At 71.3% G+C, this 16,517-nt stretch carries 17 protein-coding genes and 1 tRNA gene; 4 read left to right on the top strand and 14 right to left on the bottom strand.

The genetic code is table 11. The features are described from left to right. Positions 1-56: 56 nt before the first annotated feature. From ACFVYR_RS21590 to ehuB, 9 genes are all read right to left on the bottom strand, one after another. On the bottom strand, positions 57-701 hold the full coding sequence (locus ACFVYR_RS21590; protein ID WP_384253877.1) for a response regulator: 645 nt from the start codon (positions 699-701) through the stop codon (positions 57-59). Further along, positions 692-1,846, bottom strand: coding sequence for a sensor histidine kinase (locus tag ACFVYR_RS21585; RefSeq protein ID WP_384253880.1), 1,155 nt, complete (start codon positions 1,844-1,846; stop codon positions 692-694). The genes ACFVYR_RS21590 and ACFVYR_RS21585 overlap by 10 nt, the downstream gene beginning before the upstream one ends. A 10-nt stretch (positions 1,847-1,856) precedes the next feature. Next, a complete protein-coding gene (locus tag ACFVYR_RS21580) occupies positions 1,857-2,549 on the bottom strand; it encodes a DedA family protein (protein WP_384253882.1) in 693 nt (230 codons plus the stop codon). Between the two features lie 152 nt (positions 2,550-2,701). Continuing rightward, positions 2,702-2,775: transfer RNA gene (locus tag ACFVYR_RS21575), tRNA-Lys, on the bottom strand. Positions 2,776-2,833: 58 nt separating this feature from the next. Beyond that, positions 2,834-3,601, bottom strand: coding sequence for an IclR family transcriptional regulator (locus ACFVYR_RS21570; protein ID WP_384253884.1), 768 nt, complete (start codon positions 3,599-3,601; stop codon positions 2,834-2,836). A 268-nt stretch (positions 3,602-3,869) separates the two neighbouring features. Further along, entirely contained in the window at positions 3,870-4,685 is an 816-nt protein-coding gene (gene ehuA / locus ACFVYR_RS21565; protein WP_384253886.1) for an ectoine/hydroxyectoine ABC transporter ATP-binding protein EhuA, read from the bottom strand. Next, positions 4,675-5,322, bottom strand: a complete 648-nt coding sequence (gene ehuD, locus ACFVYR_RS21560; RefSeq protein ID WP_384253889.1) for an ectoine/hydroxyectoine ABC transporter permease subunit EhuD — start codon at positions 5,320-5,322, stop codon at positions 4,675-4,677. Before ehuD ends, ehuA begins: the two co-directional genes overlap by 11 nt. Beyond that, entirely contained in the window at positions 5,319-6,050 is a 732-nt protein-coding gene (gene ehuC / locus ACFVYR_RS21555) for an ectoine/hydroxyectoine ABC transporter permease subunit EhuC (protein ID WP_384254086.1), read from the bottom strand. Before ehuC ends, ehuD begins: the two co-directional genes overlap by 4 nt. Continuing rightward, positions 6,050-6,982, bottom strand: coding sequence for an ectoine/hydroxyectoine ABC transporter substrate-binding protein EhuB (ehuB, locus tag ACFVYR_RS21550; protein WP_384253891.1), 933 nt, complete (start codon positions 6,980-6,982; stop codon positions 6,050-6,052). The genes ehuC and ehuB overlap by 1 nt, the downstream gene beginning before the upstream one ends. Before the next feature lie 97 nt (positions 6,983-7,079). Here ehuB and ACFVYR_RS21545 point away from each other — a divergent pair, with 97 nt between their 5' ends. Then, the gene (locus tag ACFVYR_RS21545; RefSeq protein ID WP_384253893.1) at positions 7,080-7,580 is read left to right on the top strand and encodes a DUF3830 family protein; all 501 of its coding nucleotides are present in this window, start codon (positions 7,080-7,082) and stop codon (positions 7,578-7,580) included. Positions 7,581-7,631: 51 nt separating this feature from the next. Here ACFVYR_RS21545 and ACFVYR_RS21540 read toward each other — a convergent pair whose 3' ends face one another. Then, on the bottom strand, positions 7,632-9,035 hold the full coding sequence (locus tag ACFVYR_RS21540) for an amidase (RefSeq protein WP_384253896.1): 1,404 nt from the start codon (positions 9,033-9,035) through the stop codon (positions 7,632-7,634). Positions 9,036-9,075: 40 nt separating this feature from the next. Further along, positions 9,076-10,032 (bottom strand): D-2-hydroxyacid dehydrogenase, encoded by a 957-nt coding sequence (locus ACFVYR_RS21535; RefSeq protein ID WP_384253899.1) that lies wholly within the window; start codon positions 10,030-10,032, stop codon positions 9,076-9,078. Between the two features lie 333 nt (positions 10,033-10,365). Between ACFVYR_RS21535 and ACFVYR_RS21530 the strand changes: the two genes are divergently transcribed. Both ACFVYR_RS21530 and ACFVYR_RS21525 read left to right on the top strand, forming a co-directional pair. Further along, positions 10,366-11,196: a decarboxylase gene (locus tag ACFVYR_RS21530; RefSeq protein ID WP_384253902.1), complete on the top strand. Its 831-nt coding sequence runs from the start codon at positions 10,366-10,368 to the stop codon at positions 11,194-11,196. After that, complete coding sequence (locus ACFVYR_RS21525) at positions 11,193-11,930, top strand: decarboxylase (protein ID WP_384253904.1); 738 nt, start codon at positions 11,193-11,195, stop codon at positions 11,928-11,930. Before ACFVYR_RS21530 ends, ACFVYR_RS21525 begins: the two co-directional genes overlap by 4 nt. Before the next feature lie 9 nt (positions 11,931-11,939). Here ACFVYR_RS21525 and ACFVYR_RS21520 read toward each other — a convergent pair whose 3' ends face one another. Together ACFVYR_RS21520 and ACFVYR_RS21515 are read right to left on the bottom strand one after the other, a co-directional pair. Continuing rightward, a complete protein-coding gene (locus tag ACFVYR_RS21520; RefSeq protein ID WP_384254088.1) occupies positions 11,940-12,131 on the bottom strand; it encodes a hypothetical protein in 192 nt (63 codons plus the stop codon). Between the two features lie 65 nt (positions 12,132-12,196). Continuing rightward, entirely contained in the window at positions 12,197-12,445 is a 249-nt protein-coding gene (locus tag ACFVYR_RS21515; RefSeq protein ID WP_384253907.1) for a hypothetical protein, read from the bottom strand. Positions 12,446-12,616: 171 nt separating this feature from the next. Between ACFVYR_RS21515 and ACFVYR_RS21510 the strand changes: the two genes are divergently transcribed. Then, complete coding sequence (locus tag ACFVYR_RS21510) at positions 12,617-13,717, top strand: LLM class flavin-dependent oxidoreductase (protein ID WP_384253910.1); 1,101 nt, start codon at positions 12,617-12,619, stop codon at positions 13,715-13,717. A 454-nt stretch (positions 13,718-14,171) separates the two neighbouring features. Here the strand turns inward: ACFVYR_RS21510 and ACFVYR_RS21505 are convergent, their stop codons facing one another. Beyond that, positions 14,172-16,088 (bottom strand): EAL domain-containing protein, encoded by a 1,917-nt coding sequence (locus ACFVYR_RS21505; RefSeq protein WP_384254091.1) that lies wholly within the window; start codon positions 16,086-16,088, stop codon positions 14,172-14,174. Between the last annotated feature and the right edge of the window lie 429 nt (positions 16,089-16,517).

The following is a 16,517-nucleotide window of genomic DNA, read 5'->3' as shown; positions in this document are numbered from 1 at the left end:
CCCCGCTCTCACGACTCCAGATACCGCCGCTCTCACGACTCCGGATACCGCCGCCCTCACGACTCCAGATACCGCAGCACCGCGAGCACCCGCCGGCTGTACCCGTCGGCACGGGACAGGCCCAGCTTGTCGAAGATCGCGTTCAGGTTCTTCTCGACCGCGCTCAGCGAGATGAACAGCTTCTGCCCGATGGCCGCGTTGGTGTGCCCCTCCGCCAGCGCCTCGAGGACGGTGCGTTCCCGCGGCGTGAGCCGGGTCAGCGGGTCGGCGTGCGTGGTGCGGATGAGCAACTGCCGTACGACTTCGGGGTCGATGGCGGCGCCACCTGCGTGCACCCGTTCCAGTGCGTCAAGGAACTCCTCGACCTGGGCGACCCGGTCCTTGAGGAGGTAGCCGACCCGTTCGGCGCTCGAAGTGAGCAGCTGCGCCGCGTAGTTGCGCTCCACGTACTGGGAGAGCACGACCACGCCGATCTCGGGGTGCAGCTCGCGGATCCGCACCGCGGCGCGCAGGCCTTCGTCGGTGTGGTCCGGCGGCATCCGGATGTCGGTGACGACGACGTCGGGGGCGCGCGCCTCGACCTCGCGCAGCAGCGCGTCGGCGTCGCCCACGGCGGCGAGGACCTCGTGGCCCTCCTCGGCGAGCAGCCGGACCAGGCCCTCCCGCAGCAGGGTCGAGTCCTCGGCGAGGATTACGCGCACGGCAGCTCCGCGGTGATCGTGGTGGGTCCCCCGAGGGGGCTGTCGACCCGCAGCGTGCCGTCGAGCGCGGCGACACGGCTGCGCAGCCCGGTGAGCCCGCTGCCCGCCGGGTCCGCGCCGCCGACGCCGCTGTCGCGGACGAGGACGGCGAGCGTGGATCCGGTCTTCCGCACCCGTACGAAGACCTCGTCGGCCGCCGCGTGCTTGGCGGCGTTGTTCACGGCCTCCGACACGACGAAGTAGGCGGCCGTCTCGACGGAGGAGGGCAGCGGGTCCGGTACGTCGTACTCCATGCGGACGGGCAGCGCGCACCGCTCCGACACCCCGCCGAGCGCCTCGTGCAGGCCCAGACTGTCGAGGGCGGTGGGGTAGACCCGCCAGGCCACCTCGCGCAGTTCGGTGAGGACTTCCCGCGCTTCCTTGTGGGCCTGTTCGAGCAGGGCGTCGGCCCGTTCGGGGGTGCGGCCGCGCCGGGCCCGGCCGAGCAGCATGGCGAGGGCGACGAGCCGCTGCTGGACGCCGTCGTGCAGATCACGTTCGACGCGGCGCCGCTCGACGTCGACCGCGCGGACGACCGCGGCGCGGCTGGTGGCCAGTTCGTCGATGCGGCGCTGCATGAGTTCCCGCTCGCAGGGGCCGAAGCACTCGCGGGCGAGACGGGCGTCCTGGTCGGTCAGGGCGCGCAGGCCCTGCACGGCGAGGAAGAGCAGGGTGCCGCCGAGCACGACCTGGCTGAGCAGGTCGATCCAGGTCATCGAGGAGTGGGTGAGCGACACGGCGAAGATCCCGGCGAGGACGGCGCCGAAGTCGACGAGGCCGACCACCACCGCGCACAGCAGCCCGGAGTACGTACGGGCCGCGAGGTAGCGCAGGATCTGCTGGTCGCAGGCGCGGTGCTCGGGGAAGACGTCGTGGAAGAAGAGGGAGCGGCGCCGGCGCTCCAGGGCGGTGAGCCTGCGGGCGCCCGCGGCGAGCAGGGCGTGGGCGCGGCGGCGGGTGCGGGGCCAGAGCAGGAAGGCGCCGAGGGCCGTGCCCGCGACGACGAAGTACAGCAGTCCGAGCAGGGCGGTGAAGCAGCCGACGAGCACGCCGAGGACCCTGAGGACGAACGGGGCGGCCACGGGCTCCTTCACGCCGTCCGACATTAGCCGAGCCCTATCGGGAGCGGCGGTGCCGGGCCCCGGCGGCGTCCCGGGCCGGGTCACCGGGCCGGTTCCGGGACCGCACGCGCACCACCACGTACACCGCGACCGCCAGGAGGACGAGGACAAGGACGGCCTTGGAGAGCAGGCCCACGTACGTCTCGACCGCGTCCCACTGGTCGCCAAGCCAGTAGCCCGCCATGACGAGGACGGTGTTCCAGACGAGGCTGCCCACGGTGGTGAGGGCGAGGAAGAGGGGCAGCCGCATGCGTTCCACGCCGGCCGGTACGGAGATCAGGCTGCGGAAGATCGGCACCATCCGGCCGAGGAGGACGGCCTTGGTGCCGTGCCGGTCGAACCACGCCTCGGTGCGTTCCAGATCGGCGGGCTTGACCAGCGGCAGCTTCGCCCACAGGGCGTGCATGCGCTCGCGCCCGAACAGGACGCCGATCCAGTAGAGGGCGGCCGCGCCGACGACCGAGCCGAGCGTGGTCCAGAACAGCGCGGAGAACAGGCTGATCACGCCCTGGCCCGCGGCGAAACCGGTGAGCGGCAGGATCACCTCGCTGGGCAGCGGCGGGAAGAGGTTCTCCAGCGCGATGGCGAGCCCGGCGCCAGGACCGCCCAGCACATCGACGAGGTCGGCAGCCCATCCTGCGATGCCGCCCGCGGGTTCCTGGGGGAGAGCGAGAGTCGTGAGGTCCATAGGGGGCAACGCTAGAAAGTGCAGGTCAGTGGCGGTATGAGGGTTGCCGTCGAGTGGGGGTGCGGAAAACCGCACCCTTGGCCCACCCCCGAGGGGACCAACGCGAAAGGGCGTCCCCGGAAGACCGGGAACGCCCTTTCGGCATTCGCAAGTGCGCCGCCAGGGACTCGAACCCCGGACCCGCTGATTAAGAGTCAGCTGCTCTAACCAACTGAGCTAGCGGCGCCTGCTGACATGTAAATAGTACCTGGTCCGAGAGGGTGCCTCCGACCACGGCGGGGAACCTAGATGGCCAGGGACAGCAGCACCGGCGCCGCCCCGCGGTTCAGCGTGTCCGCCGCCTCGCGCAGGCGGTGCGCGTGCTCGACCGGCAGGGAGAGCGCGAGGCACCCCACCGCGGACCCCGCGGTGATGGGTACGGCCGCGCACACCGTGCCGACCGCGTACTCCTGGAGGTCGAGGACCGGGACCGTGGCGGGCTGGGAGGCGAGGCGGTTGAGCAGGACCCGCTCGTTCGTGATCGTCCGGGAGGTGAGGCGGGCCATCTTGTGGCGTGAGAGGTGGTCCCTGCGGCCGTTCACGTCGAGCTGGGTGAGCAGGCTCTTGCCGACCGCGCTGGCGTGCGCGGAGGAGCGGAAGTCCACCCATTCGTTGACCGCGGGGGTGCGGGGTCCTGCCGCGAAGTCGGTGACGCGGACCTCGCCGTCCACGTAGCGGCTGATGTAGACCGCGGCGCCGATGGAGTCGCGCAGGCCGTCCAGGGTGCGCTGGAGCTTCTCGCGCAGCGCGTCGGCGTGGTCGCGGGCCGAGCCGAGGCGGCTGAGGGTCTCACCGGTGACGTACGCGCCGGAGGCCTCGTCGGTGAGCTGCTCGACGTACCCCTCGCTGCGCAGCATGCGGAGCAAGGGGGTGAGCTGGGCGAGGGGGAGGCCGGTGTCGCGGGCGATCCGGGCCGCGGTCACGCCGGTGTCGTGCCGGGAGACGGTCTCAAGGACTCGCAGGGCGCTCTGGACGGAGCGGTGCGGCGTGGTCGCCTCGTGCTGCAACGCCACGGCATCCCCCTGCGTGGAACGGTTCCGGACAGTCGGGCTCCGTCCCAGGATAGCCGTCAACTGGCCCATTCGGAGCGTCTGTTGCGGAGAATGGTGGCGCGCTCCGGCCGTGTCAGCAGGAACGCGCCACTCTGGCATATGTCAGTGTCAAGATCCGGTACGCGGACACCTCCCGGGCACCCGACCGGCCCGGCACACCGGCCCCCGATCACGTCACCGCGCCCCGGCACACCGGCCCCCGATCACGTCACCGCGCCCCGGCACCCGCTCACAGCACCGCGCTCAGGAACTCCCGGGTCCGCTCGTGCTCCGGCTCGGTGAAGATCTTCTCCGGCGTACCGGACTCGATGACCCGGCCCGAGTCGAACATGAGCACCTGGTCCGAGATGTCCCTGGCGAAGTTCATCTCGTGGGTCACGCACAGCATGGTGATGTCCGTGGTGTGCGCGATGTCGCGCAGCACGTCGAGGACGCCCGCCACCAGCTCGGGGTCGAGCGCGGACGTCACCTCGTCGAGCAGCAGCACCTGCGGGCGCATCGCCAGGGCGCGCGCGATGGCGACGCGCTGCTGCTGGCCGCCCGAGAGCTGGGTCGGGTACGCGTCGATGCGGTCGCCGAGCCCGACCAGGTCGAGCAGCTCGCGGGCCCGCTCCTCGGCCTCGTCCTTGGACAGGCCGAGGACGGTGACCGGGGCCTCGGTGATGTTTCTGAGCACCTTCATGTTCGGGAAGAGGTTGAACTGCTGGAACACCATCCCGATGTTCTTGCGGACCTCCCGGACGTGCTTCTCGCCGGCCGGGACGAGCTTGCCGTTCCTCTCCTCGTGGGTGAGGTAGTTGCCGCCCACCTTGATCGTGCCCTGCTCCGGCCTCACCAGCGTCATGAGCAGCCGCAGGATCGTGGTCTTGCCGGAACCGGAAGGTCCGATCAGCGTCACGTGCTTGCCGGAGGCGACGGAGAAGTCCAGCTCGTCGAGGACGACGTTCGAGCCGTAGCGCTTGACGACCTTGTCGAAGCGGATCAGCTCGCTGCCGTCGACGGCCGGGTTGGCGATTTCCTGGGAAGTGCTGCTGTCAGCGGACAAGGCGACGCTCCAAAACTCGCAGAAGAACAGAGGCCGGGTAGGCGATGACGATGAAGGCGACACCGACCACGCTGATCGCCTCGTAGGTGAAGGTCGTCTGGCTGTAGTTCTGGGCCTGGCCCAGCATGTCGAGCGCGCCGATGGCGGCCATCTGCGGCGACTCCTTCAGCATGACGATCACGTAGTTGCCGAGCGCCGGGATCACCCTGCGCACCGCCTGCGGCAGGACGACGGACGTCCAGGTGCGGCGCTTGGAGAGGCTGAGCGCGGTCGCCGCCTCCCACTGGCCCTCGGGGACGCCGTCGATGCCGGCGCGGTAGACCTCCGAGGTGTACGTCGAGTAGTGCAGCCCGAGGCCGACGATGCCCGTGGTGAGGGGCGACATCGAGGGGCCCCACTCCGGCACCACGTAGAACAGGAAGAACAGCTGCACCAGGAGCGGGGTGTTCCTGATGAACTCGGTGACCACCGTGACCGGCCAGCGGATCCACTTCTTCGGCGAGCGCTGGGCGATCGCCCAGACCAGGCCGAGGGAGAAGGCGATCAGGGAGCCGAACAGCAGCGCCTTGAGGGTGAGCCCCACACCGTCCCAGAAGACCGGCATGAAGTCGTCCACATGCGACCAGTTCCAGTTCACTTGGCACCCCCCGTGCCGGCGACGACGTCGATCGACGACTTCGAGCGCAGTCCGCCGAACAGGCTGGTCTTCTCCGGCGTCTGGCCCACCCGTTTCTTGGCGTGCCGCTCCAGGAGCCGCATGCCGCGCGTGAGGACGAAGGCGAAGACGAAGTACAGGGCGAGCAGCAGCGTGTAGATCGGCGCGCTCTCGTTCTTCACGAGCCGCACCAGGTCACCGGCGAAGGTCATGTCGGCCACCGCGATCAGGGACACCAGCGACGTGCCCTTGAGCAGCTCGATGAGCAGGTTGTTGAACGGCGGGATCATCTCCGGCCAGGCCTGCGGCAGTTCGATGCGGCGCAGCCGCTGCAGCGGGGTGAAGTTCAGGGCGATGCCGGCCTCGCGCTGTGCGGGCGGCACCGCGGCGAGCGCGCCGCGCACGATCTCCGAGCCGTACGCGCCGTACGTGATGCCCAGCGCGAGGATGCCCGCGAACATCGGCTGGAAGCTGATGTTGAACACCGGCGGCACCGTGAACGCGATCCAGAACATGAAGACCAGCGACGACGTGCTGCGGAAGATCTCGAAGTAGGCCCCGGCCAGGAACCGCACGATCCAGAACCGGGACGTGCGCAGCACCCCGATCGGGAAGGCGATCACGAAGGCGAGGGCCGCGCTGAGGAGCGTGACCTGGACGGTGATCCAGATGCCCGGCAGGAACCAGTTCCCGAAGAACTCCGACGACATCATGACAAGCCGCCCTTCGCCGGAGGGCAGAGCCTGGCCACGGTCAGGTCCGTCATCTCGGCCTCGGTGAAGCCGAACGGCTTGACGATCCGCAGCAGCTCGCCGCTCTCCTTGAGTTTGTGCAGCTCCTTGTTGAAGGCGTCCCGCAGGTTCTTCTCGGAGAGCCTGAAGGCGAAACCACCGGCACCGTAGGCGGGCTTGCCGTCGACGACGGGCTGGAAGGGTTTCGTCGCCTCGACCCGCGAGTTCTTCTTGATCACCGTGCGGACGGTGACGTTGGTGCCGGCGAAGGCGTCCACCCGGCCCTGGGACACGGCGTCCATCCCCGCCACCTGGTCGGGCAGGACGAGTACGGACTTCACGCCCGCCGCCTTGGCGTAGTCGATCTCCGCGTAGGCGGTGCCGCTCGCCAGCTTCAGCCCCTTCTTGGCGATGTCCTCGTACCCCTTGATGCCGTGCGGGTTGCCCTTCTTCACGATGAAGGAGTCGAGCATGAGGTAGTCGGGGTCGGAGAAGAGCACCTGCTCGCAGCGGACCGGGTTGATGTACATGCCCGCCGACACCACGTCGAACTGCCGGGCCTGCGTGAGGCCGGGGATCAGGGCGCCGAACTTGGTGGGCACCGCCTTGACCTTGGGGATGCCGAGGCGAGGGAAGATGACCTTGGCGATCGCCGGCGCCTCGCCCGTGACCTCGCCGTTCTCGTCGATGTATCCGAACGGGACCTCGCCCGCGACACCGATCCTGACCGTGCCGCTGTCGCGCAGGCGGTCCAGCAGATCGCCCCCCTCAACCTTCCCCTCGTCGGGAACCCGGCTGCATGCCGAGACCCCGAGAGCGCCCAGTGCCGCCCCGCCCGCTCCGGTGAGCAGGGCGCGGCGGCGGACCGCTCTGCCGATGAATCCCTCGTTGTTCCCAAGTGGTGGAGCCATGGGCGCGCGGCTACCCGACTCGAAGCGAGTTATGCCGACGAATTCCGGCCCCTGATGCGATCGTTGTCCTCTTGACCCAGTGAGGAGCATGGGACACATGCCAGAGCGATTCATCGAAGTCTCCCTCGCCAAGCGGGGAGTCCAGTGCACGGCGAAACTGCTCGACGACCGGGCCCCGTTGACGTGTGCGGCGGTGTGGGAGGCGCTGCCACTCGGCTCGGACGTCTATCACGCGAAGTACGCGCGCAACGAGATCTACGCCCTCTTCCCGGCGTTCGCGGACCGGGAGCCGCCCCTGGAGAACCCGACCGTCACCCCCATCCCGGGAGACCTCTGCTACTTCTCCTTCTCCGGCACGGAACTGGGCACGCAGGCCTACGGCTACGAGGCGGAGGCCGACGTGCGGGCGGGCACCACCGTCGTCGACCTCGCCCTGTTCTACGAGCGCAACAACCTGCTCCTGAACGGTGACGTCGGCTGGGTCCCCGGCATCGTCTGGGGCCAGATCGTCGAAGGCCTCGACCGGATGGCCGAGGCCTGCAACGACCTGTGGCGAGCGGGCGCCCAGGACGAGACGCTCAACTTCCGCAGGCAGTAGCGCCGTCCGGCGATCGAGGACCGGGGGTCCGGGGGCAGGGCCCCCGGGTCCTCAAGCCACGGCTGGCGGTGCGATGCCTCCCGCTCCGGCCTCGTACAACGCGTGCGCCGCCCGAAGCACCACCGTGTCGGCGTGCCGCGCCCCGACGATCTGCACCCCGATGGGCAACCCGTCGTCATCGACGCCGCAGGGCACCGTCGCGGCGGGCTGCTGGGTGAGGTTGAAGGGGTACGTGAACGGGGTCCAGCCCGTCCAGCGCCGGTGCCCCGACCCCTTCGGCACCTCGGTCCCCGCCTCGAACGCGGTGATCGGCAGCGTCGGCGTGAGCAGCAGGTCGTACGTCGAGTGGAAGCGGCCCATGCGCCGTCCCAGGTCCATGCGGACGTCGACGGCCGCGAGGTAGTCCAGCGCGCTGTACCGCGCGCCCTGCCCGCAGATCTCCCGCAGGCCCGGGTCGAGCAACTCCCGCCGGTCGGGCGCCAGATGCTGCACTACGCGCGCCGCCCCGCTGAACCACAGGGTGTGGAAGGCCTCCACCGGCTCGGAGAAGTCGGGGTCGGCCTCCTCGACGTACGCGCCCTGCGCCGCGAGGGACTCCACCGCCCGCCGCACCGCCGCCGCGACGGCGGGCCGCACCGCGACCTGGCCGCCCAGCGAGGGCGAGTAGGCGACCCGCAGACCCCGTACGCCGCCGCCGAGGCCCGCACGGAAACTCCCCGCCACCGCGCCGAGTTGGGACCAGTCGCGCGCGTCGGGGCCGGTGATGACCTCCATCATCAGCGCCGCGTCCGCCGCGTCCCGCGTCATCGGACCCACATGGGCGAGCGTGCCGAAGGGGCTCGCGGGGTACAGCGGCACGCGCCCGTACGTCGGCTTCAGCGCGAAGATCCCGCAGAACGCCGCGGGGATGCGCACCGAGCCGCCGCCGTCCGTGCCGAGCGAGAGCGGGCCCGCGCCGACCGAGACGGCGACCGCGCTGCCCCCGCTCGAACCGCCCGAGGTGCGCGACGTGTCGTACGGATTGCGGGTGACGCCGCTCTGCGGGCCGTCCGTGACGCCCTTCCAGCCGAACTCCGGGGTCGTGGTGCGTCCGATGAACACCGCGCCGTGCTCGCGCAGGCGGGCCACCGACGGCGCGTCCTCGTTCCACTTCCCCTCCGGGCGCACGGTCAGCGAGCCGCGCAGGGTCGGCCCGTCGCGCATCAGGAGCAGGTCCTTCACCGACACGGGAACGCCGTCGACCAGGCCCTGCGGCTCGCCCCGCCGCCATCGCTCCGCACTGGCCCCGGCCTGCGCCAGAGCCGTCTCCGGCTCGATCCGGACGAACGCGTTCACCGCCGACTGGGTCTCCTCGGCCCGGCGCAGCACGGCACGGGTGGCGTCGACCGGGCTGAATTCGCCCTTGCGGTAGCCGTCGACGAGTTGTACGGCGGTGAGATCCGTGAGCTCGGTCATGCACGCTCCTCAGAAGCCAGACGGGTGGGGTGCCGTGCCATCAATGCCCTGGGACATACCCACGTTCTTTGTCGACCACGTTCGCCAGCGGCCGTCCGGCCTCCCACGCCTCGTACAACTCGACGAACTGGGCGCCCAGTTCGTCGCGCCAGCCGATCGTGTCGCCGCTCATGTGCGGTGAGACGAGGAGGCCGGGAACCGTCCACAGCGGGCTGTCCGCGGGCAGCGGCTCCCGGTCGAAGACGTCGAGCGCCGCGCCCGCGATCCACCGGTCGGTCAGCGCCGCCACCAGGTCGCCCTCGACGACGAGGGGGCCGCGGCCGATGTTGATGAACCGCGCCGACGGCTGCATGACGCCGAAGCGTCGCGCGTCGAACATGCCGCGCGTGTCGTCCGTGAGCGGCGCCGCGCACACCACCCAGTCCGCGCGCGCGAGCAGCCGGTCGAGCTCCCCGGGCCCGTGCACGCCGGGGCGCGCGGTGCGGCCCACCAGCGCGGTGGTGATGCCGAGCGCCTCCAGCGTGCGCGCGATCGCCCGCCCGATGGGCCCCGAGCCCACGACGCACGCGCGCGTGCCCGCGATCCGCCGGGACTCGCGATGCCGCCAGCTCCGCTCGCGCTGCAGCTCCAGGGTGCGCGGCAGGTCCTTGCCCATGGCAAGCACGAGCGCGGCGACGTACTCCGCGATGGGCTGGTCGAAGACGCCGCGCGCGTTGGTCACCAGCGTGTCGCAGGCGGCGAGTTCGGGGCACATCAGATGGTCCACGCCCGCGCTCGCGGTATGCACCCAGCGGGGCCTTCGCCCCTCGCCGGGCCAGGCGCGGCGCACCGCGTCGGAGGTGAAGTCCCACACGAGGAGCACGTCGGCGAGCGGCAGCCGCTCGGCGAGGGCGGTCTCGTCGGCGTGCAGGATCCGGGCCCGGCCGGTCAGGCTGCCGAGGCGCGGTGGTGGTGTCGGGGGGCCCGCGTCAAGGACGAGGACGGTCGTTTCGGACATCGAGGGGAAACCGTTTCGCAATGAGGTTCCGCTTCCCTGTCAGAGGTACGGCCGCGCCGGGTCGCAAACGCGTCGGAAACACGTGCCGGAAACCCGGTTCGGCCGTCTGAGATGTGCGGATTGACCACGCTCGCACCCGAACCTACCTTCGTCAACAGAGGCACTGCTGTACCGGCGGACCCTGTAGCCAGTACTCTCCGTGCAGCCGCTAGCACACTCTGTGCGGTACGTCCGCGCAGCATCCCCGTCCCGCCGTCCCGGCGCGTCGCCGGCATCGCTCGTCCCCGGCCTCCGGCCGGTCCCTGAACACACGCACGAACTTGGGGACTGTTCATGGACGTCTCTTTCCTCGGCGGACCGCACCCACAGCGAGGTGTAGGTGTCGTTGCCCCTTTCGATTTCGTCCTCGACCGCGAACTGTGGCGGTGGATCCCGGACGAGATCTCCCTCCATCTGACCCGTACGCCGTACGTGCCCGTCGAGGTCAGCCTCGACCTCGCTCGCCTGGTCAGTGAGCACGAGACACTCGGCGAGGCGGTCCGCGCGCTGACCGCCGCCGAGCCCGAAGTCCTCGCGTACGCCTGCACGTCGGGCAGTTTCGTCGGCGGCACCGCCGGTGAGCGCGCGATGTGCGAGGCCATGACGCGGGAGGGCGCGGTCGCCTCGGTGACCACGTCGGGGGCGCTCCTGGAGGCCCTCGACGAACTGGGCGCGCGGCGCATCGCGCTCGTCACGCCCTACACCTGGTCGGTGACCCAGTCTCTGGAGGAGTACTTGGGCGAGGCCCGCGTCTCCGTGACGGCCCGCGCCTACCTCGGCCTCACCCGGCACATCTGGAAGGTCCCCTACCGCGATGTGGCGGACATGGCGCGCCGCGCGATCCAGGGCAGCGACGGAGGGGCCGACGCCCTCTTCATCAGCTGCACGAACCTCCCGACGTACGACGTCATCCCACAACTGGAAGCGGAACTACGGATGCCGGTGATCTCCGCGAACCAGGTGACGATGTGGTCCGCCCTGCGTCGGCTGGGTACGCGTGCGGTAGGGCCCTACCAGGCACTGATCGATCCGTCGGCGCGGCCGGGCGCGATTCCGCTCGCCCCGCCGGCACCGCCGCAGGGCCTGCCCGAAGTACCACCCGCAGAAGGAGGAGGCTGGACGTGACGGCACTCGGATTTCTCTACCCGGGGAACTCGGCCGAGGACGAATACCCCCGCATGGAGCAGATGCTCGGCAGCGATGTCCGGCTGCAGGTCGTCCACACTGACATCGGTGAGGACGCGCACCGGGTCGACGCGCTGCTCGAAATGGGCTCGGACGCACGGCTCGCCGCGGGCGTCGAGGAGTTGCGGCTCTCCGGCGCCGAGGCGGTGGTGTGGGCGTGCACCAGCGGCAGCTTCGTGTACGGCTGGGAGGGCGCCCACGACCAGGTGCGCAAGCTGGCGATGGCGGCGGGCCTGCCCGCCTCGTCGACGTCGTTCGCCTTCGCCCATGCCGTACGGGAGGTCGGCGCGGTCCGCGTCGCGGTCGCGGCGACGTATCCGGAGGATGTGGCGGCCCACTTCTCCGCCTTCCTGAAGGCTGCCGGGGCGGAGGTCGTCTCGGCGCGCGGCAGCGGCATCGTCACGGCGGCCGAGGTCGGCACGTGGGGCCGCGACGAGGTGTTCGCCCTCGCCAGGGACGGCGACCACCCGGACGCGCAGGCGGTGCTCCTGCCGGACACGGCGCTGCACACGGCCGCGTACGTCACCGATCTGGAGGCCGAGCTCGGCAAGCCGGTCCTGACGGCGAACCAGGTCACGGTCTGGGAGGCGCTGCGGCTGGCCCAGCGCCGGGTCAACGCGCCGGGGCTCGGCCACCTGTTCACAAGGGAGCCGGTGGTGCAGGCGGAGGGGTGAGGACGGGGCTCAGGGGCTGAGGATCAGTCTGACCACCGTTAACGTCTGGACCGACCCGGAGACGTAGTACAGGACGATGGCGCCGTCGATCGTCGCCTCCCGGCGGTCGGGGTCGTCCCGTACGGGCGTGGAGCCGTGCCCGTACGGGTCCCGGCCGATGGTCCGCACGAGCGCGGCGCGGAAGGCGTCGGGGTCGCCCATCTTGGCGAGGGTGTCGTCGGCGGGCGGCGCGTAGGTGACGCGGTGGCTCCGGCGGTGGCGAGGGCTCACGACGTGCCCCGCCTCTCGGCCTCGTCGGAGGCGAGCCGGGCGAGCCGGGCCTCGGCTTCCGGATCGGGCACGGCCTCCAGCATCCAGTGGCGCATCACGGCGTGGATCTCGTCGATCCCCGCCGCGTTGATGGCCCGGTCGAACTCGGCGCGCCGCCGCTCGGGCAGGGCGGCGCGGATGTCCGGGATGGTGTTGGGCACCTCGACCTCGACTCCGTCGACGAGGGTCTTCAGGGGATCGGCCATGGTCGGCACGGTAGTCGTGCGGGGCGACGGGGTGCGGGAAATCGGGTGGACCGGGAATAAACGGAGTGACCCTCCTGTTGTTCCGGCCGTACCCGATCTTCCGTCAGGACCGACGCGACGTACGTACGTGTACGCGTACGTACATACGCATGCAGTGCAGGAGGCACCCCAGTGACAGTGGACCCGACCGGCGACGGCATCCGCGGCGAACGGCACGGGAGCGCGCCCGTACCGCTGTCCGTACTCGACCTGGTGACCGTCGGCGCGGGGCGCACCGCCACGGACGCGCTGCGCACCAGCGTGCGGATCGCGAAGCAGGCGGAGGCGCGGGGCTACCACCGCTACTGGGTGGCCGAGCACCACTCCATGCCGGGCGTCGCCTCGTCCTCCCCGGCCGTGATCCTCGCCCACCTGGCCGCCCACACCGACCGCATCCGGCTCGGCTCCGGCGGCGTCATGCTGCCCAACCACGCGCCGCTCGTCATCGCCGAACAGTTCGGCACGCTGGAGGCGATGGCGCCGGGCCGCGTCGACCTGGGTCTCGGCCGCGCGCCCGGCACGGACGGCGCGACCGCGGCGGCCCTGCGCCGCACGGACCGGCTGGGCGAAGGCGCCGACGAGTTCCCCCAGCAGCTCGCCGAACTCACCCGCTTCCTGGACGACGACTTCCCGGACGGTCACCCCTACCGGCGCATCCACGCCGTCCCCGGGCCCATCCAGGCGACCTCGCCCGGCGGTGTCCAGTCCACGCACCGCCCGCCGCTGTGGCTGCTCGGCTCCTCCGGCTTCAGCGCGCGCCTCGCCGGTGCCCTCGGACTGCCGTTCGCCTTCGCGCACCACTTCTCCGCGCAGAACACGATCCCGGCGCTCGACCTGTACCGCGAGTCGTTCCGGCCCTCCGCGGTCCTGGATGCCCCCTACGCCCTCATCGGCGTCTCGGCGCTCGCGACCGACGACGAGAGCGAGGCCCGCCGCCAGGTCCTGGCCGCCGCCCTCAACATGGTCCGCCTGCGCACCGGCCGCCCCGGCCTCGTCCCCACCCCCGAGGAGGCGGCGGCGCACGAGTTCACCGAGATGGAGCGTGAGTTCGTCAACTCCTGGAACGCCAACGTCATCCACGGCACCCCCGACCAGGTGCGCACGGGCCTGGACGACCTGGCGAAGCGCACGGGCGCGGACGAGCTGATGATCACAGGCAACGCACACAGCGGCGAGATCCGCCTGCGCTCGTACGAACTCATCGCCGATGAGTACGGGTTGCCGTTGGCGTAGCGGGGAGGGGTGGTTTGACGGGCGCGGGTGGGTGGGGGCTGGGCGCGCCGTTCCCCGCGCCCCTTGGGGGAGCCGGTGTGCCGCCGCCGTTGCCGCGAGGGGAAGCGGGGGTGTTTTAGGGGCGCGGGGAACTGCGCGAGCAACCACCGACGACCCGCACCCGCAGGCAGGCCGCCGCAGGCAGACGCGTCTGCGTGGTGCGGTGCAGCAGCCGGCGCGGCCCGCAGGGGGCTGGGCGCGCCGTTCCTCGCGCCCCTTGGGGGAGTCGGTGTGCCGCCGCCGTTGCCGTGGGGGGAAGCGGGGGGTGTTTTGGGGGCGCGGGGAACTGCGCGAGCGACCACCGACGACTCGCACCCGCGGGCAGGCCGCCGCAGGCAGACGCGTCCGCGTGGGTCCGGTTGGGATCGGCCGGTGCGGCCGATATGCGGGCTGGGCGCGCCGTTCCTCGCGCCCCTTACGGGGCGCCCCGCAACAACGTAGAGATGCGGTCCGCCGGCACGGGGCGGGAGTACAGCCACCCCTGCCCCGTATCGCAACCGATCTTCCGAAGCCGCGCAGCCTGAGCCGCAGTCTCCACGCACTCCGCCGTCACCGTAAGCCCGAGCCGGTGCGCGAGCTGGACCATCGCCTCGACGATGACCTCGTCGGCGGGGTTGGTGCGCTCCTCGCCCTCCTCGTACTGGAAGCCCCGTACGAAGGACCCGTCCAGCTTCAGCACGGACACCGGCAGCCGGCTCAGGTACGCCAGGTTCGAGTACCCCGTCCCGAAGTCGTCGATGGCGATCCGCACGCCCATGTCGCTGAGCGCCTGAAGGGCTTGCAGCGGGCGCCCCGCCGAGCCCATGACGGCCGACTCGGTGAGCTCCAACTGCAGCAGGTGCGCCGGAAGCCCGGTCTCCGCCAGGATCTCCGCGACGTCCGCGACCAGGTCCGAGTCCCACACCTGCCGTACCGCCACATTGACGCTGACGAAGACCGGGTCGCGCTCGGGATGCGCCAGCTGCCAGCGCCGGGCCTGCCGGCAGGCACTCCGCAGCACCCAGCGGCCGAGCTGCACGATCGACCCGTCCTCCTCGGCGAGTCCGATGAACCGATTCGGCGTCAGCAGGCCGAACTGCGGATGCCGCCACCGTACGAGCGCCTCCACCCCGCGCACACCCTCGTCGTCGAGCCCCACCAACGGCTGGTACTCCAGGACGAATTCGTCCCGCTCGACGCCGGGCCGCAACGAGCTGGCGAGCGCCTGGCGCGTCATGCGGTGGGCGTTGCGCTCGGGGTCGAAGAGCGTCCAGCGGGCCTTGCCGTCCGTCTTCGCCCAGTACAGCGTGGTGTCGGCGGCCTGCATGAGCCCCGTCGTGGTGGTGCCCGCGGCGCGCCGTTCGACGACGCCGATGGACGCGGAGACGGAGAGCCGCTGCCCGCAGAGGTCGAACGGCTCCTGCAGGGCCGCCAGCGTCGTCTCGGCGAGGTCCACCAGCTGGTCCGTGCCGGTCGAGTCCTCGACGAGCAGCGCGAACTCGTCACCGCCCAGACGCGCGACCAGCGGCGCCGCCGCCCTGCCGTACCCGGCCCGGTCGGCGCAGCGCGTGAGCCGCTCGGCGACGGCGGCGAGCAGCCGGTCGCCGACCCGGTGGCCGAGGGTGTCGTTGACCGCCTTGAACCCGTCGAGGTCGAGGTAGCAGAGCCCGACCCGGCCGGTGCTCGTGTCGTCGTACATGCCCGCTTCGAGCGCGGCGGCGAGCCGTTCGAAGAACAGGTTGCGGTTGGGCAGCCGGGTCACCGGGTCGTGCATCTGCACATGGCGCAGCCGGGCCTGCAACTCGCGGCGCGCGCTGATGTCGGCGGCGGCGAGGAGCACGGCCCCGCCCTTCCCGCTCCCGGCCCCGCCCCGGCCGACGGGCCCTGAGTCCGGCATCGACCCTGAGTCCGGCATCGACCCCGAGTCCGGCATCGACCCCGAGTCCGGCATGGACTCCGAGCCAAGCCCCGGCACGGGGTCCAGCTCCAGCTCCGGATCCGACATCCATGCCGATGCCGATGCCGAGACAGGCACAGGCGCCGAGACAGACACAGGCACATGCTCCGGCATCCGCTCCGGCGTCCGCTCCGGCATCCGCTCGGGCATCGGCGAGACCGTGATCTGCACCCACAGCGAGTGCCCGTCGGGGTGCTTCAGGCGCCGGGTGCAGCGCAGCCTTGCCTGCCGCCCGTGGAGCACCTCGCGGTACGCGTGCCACGTGCGGGCGTCGGAGGTGAGGTCGATCAGGTCGGCGGCGACGCTTCCGGTGAGCGCCTCGGGGGCCGTGCCGAAGAGGTCGGCCAGGGCGTCGTTGGCGCTGAGGACCAGACCCTCGTGGTCGACGACGGCCAGGGGCAGTGGCGCGGCCGCGAACGCGGCGCGGTAGTCGGACCGCTCCGTGCGCCGGCGCTCCGCGCGGCGACGCTCCGTGACGTCGGTGGAGCTCCGGCCGGGTGCTGTGACCGTGGTGGGGGTGGGCCCTTCGGACGTTCCGTTCACCGCTCGCTCCCGCAGTGCAGTTGGTTCTCGAACAGGTCTCGTCGGGCGGCCGGCTGAGGCGGGCGGTGGGGGGAGGCCGGGCCCGCGCAGGAAAGTGTGCCGATCATAGAGGCTGGCCGGAGGCCCGTTCCAGCCGTACCGCCGGGGCGGACGGCGCCCGGCACCCTCGGCAGATCGTTTCTGCTCAGCCCTGAACTGGTTCCGTTGCGACCCGATCGCTTGTGACGTTCCGTGAGCGCTCGGGGTGTCGCCATCCTGCCTCTCCCTCACTCGGAAGGGCCA

Source organism: Streptomyces sp. NPDC058284, from assembly GCF_042881135.1.
In the GTDB taxonomy this organism is placed as follows: domain Bacteria; phylum Actinomycetota; class Actinomycetes; order Streptomycetales; family Streptomycetaceae; genus Streptomyces.
Note: the sequence above shows the minus strand (reverse complement) of the source record. Positions and strands in the feature narration are given on the sequence as shown.

Coding starts and splice junctions, on each gene's coding strand:
- ACFVYR_RS21585 (WP_384253880.1), bottom strand. CDS start 1,846: ATGTCGGACGGCGTGAAGGAGCCCGTGGCCGCCCCGTTCGTCCTCAGG.
- ACFVYR_RS21580 (WP_384253882.1), bottom strand. CDS start 2,549: ATGGACCTCACGACTCTCGCTCTCCCCCAGGAACCCGCGGGCGGCATC.
- ehuC (WP_384254086.1), bottom strand. CDS start 6,050: ATGTCGTCGGAGTTCTTCGGGAACTGGTTCCTGCCGGGCATCTGGATC.
- ehuB (WP_384253891.1), bottom strand. CDS start 6,982: ATGGCTCCACCACTTGGGAACAACGAGGGATTCATCGGCAGAGCGGTC.
- ACFVYR_RS21545 (WP_384253893.1), top strand. CDS start 7,080: ATGCCAGAGCGATTCATCGAAGTCTCCCTCGCCAAGCGGGGAGTCCAG.
- ACFVYR_RS21540 (WP_384253896.1), bottom strand. CDS start 9,035: ATGACCGAGCTCACGGATCTCACCGCCGTACAACTCGTCGACGGCTAC.
- ACFVYR_RS21535 (WP_384253899.1), bottom strand. CDS start 10,032: ATGTCCGAAACGACCGTCCTCGTCCTTGACGCGGGCCCCCCGACACCA.
- ACFVYR_RS21530 (WP_384253902.1), top strand. CDS start 10,366: ATGGACGTCTCTTTCCTCGGCGGACCGCACCCACAGCGAGGTGTAGGT.
- ACFVYR_RS21520 (WP_384254088.1), bottom strand. CDS start 12,131: ATGGGCGACCCCGACGCCTTCCGCGCCGCGCTCGTGCGGACCATCGGC.
- ACFVYR_RS21515 (WP_384253907.1), bottom strand. CDS start 12,445: ATGGCCGATCCCCTGAAGACCCTCGTCGACGGAGTCGAGGTCGAGGTG.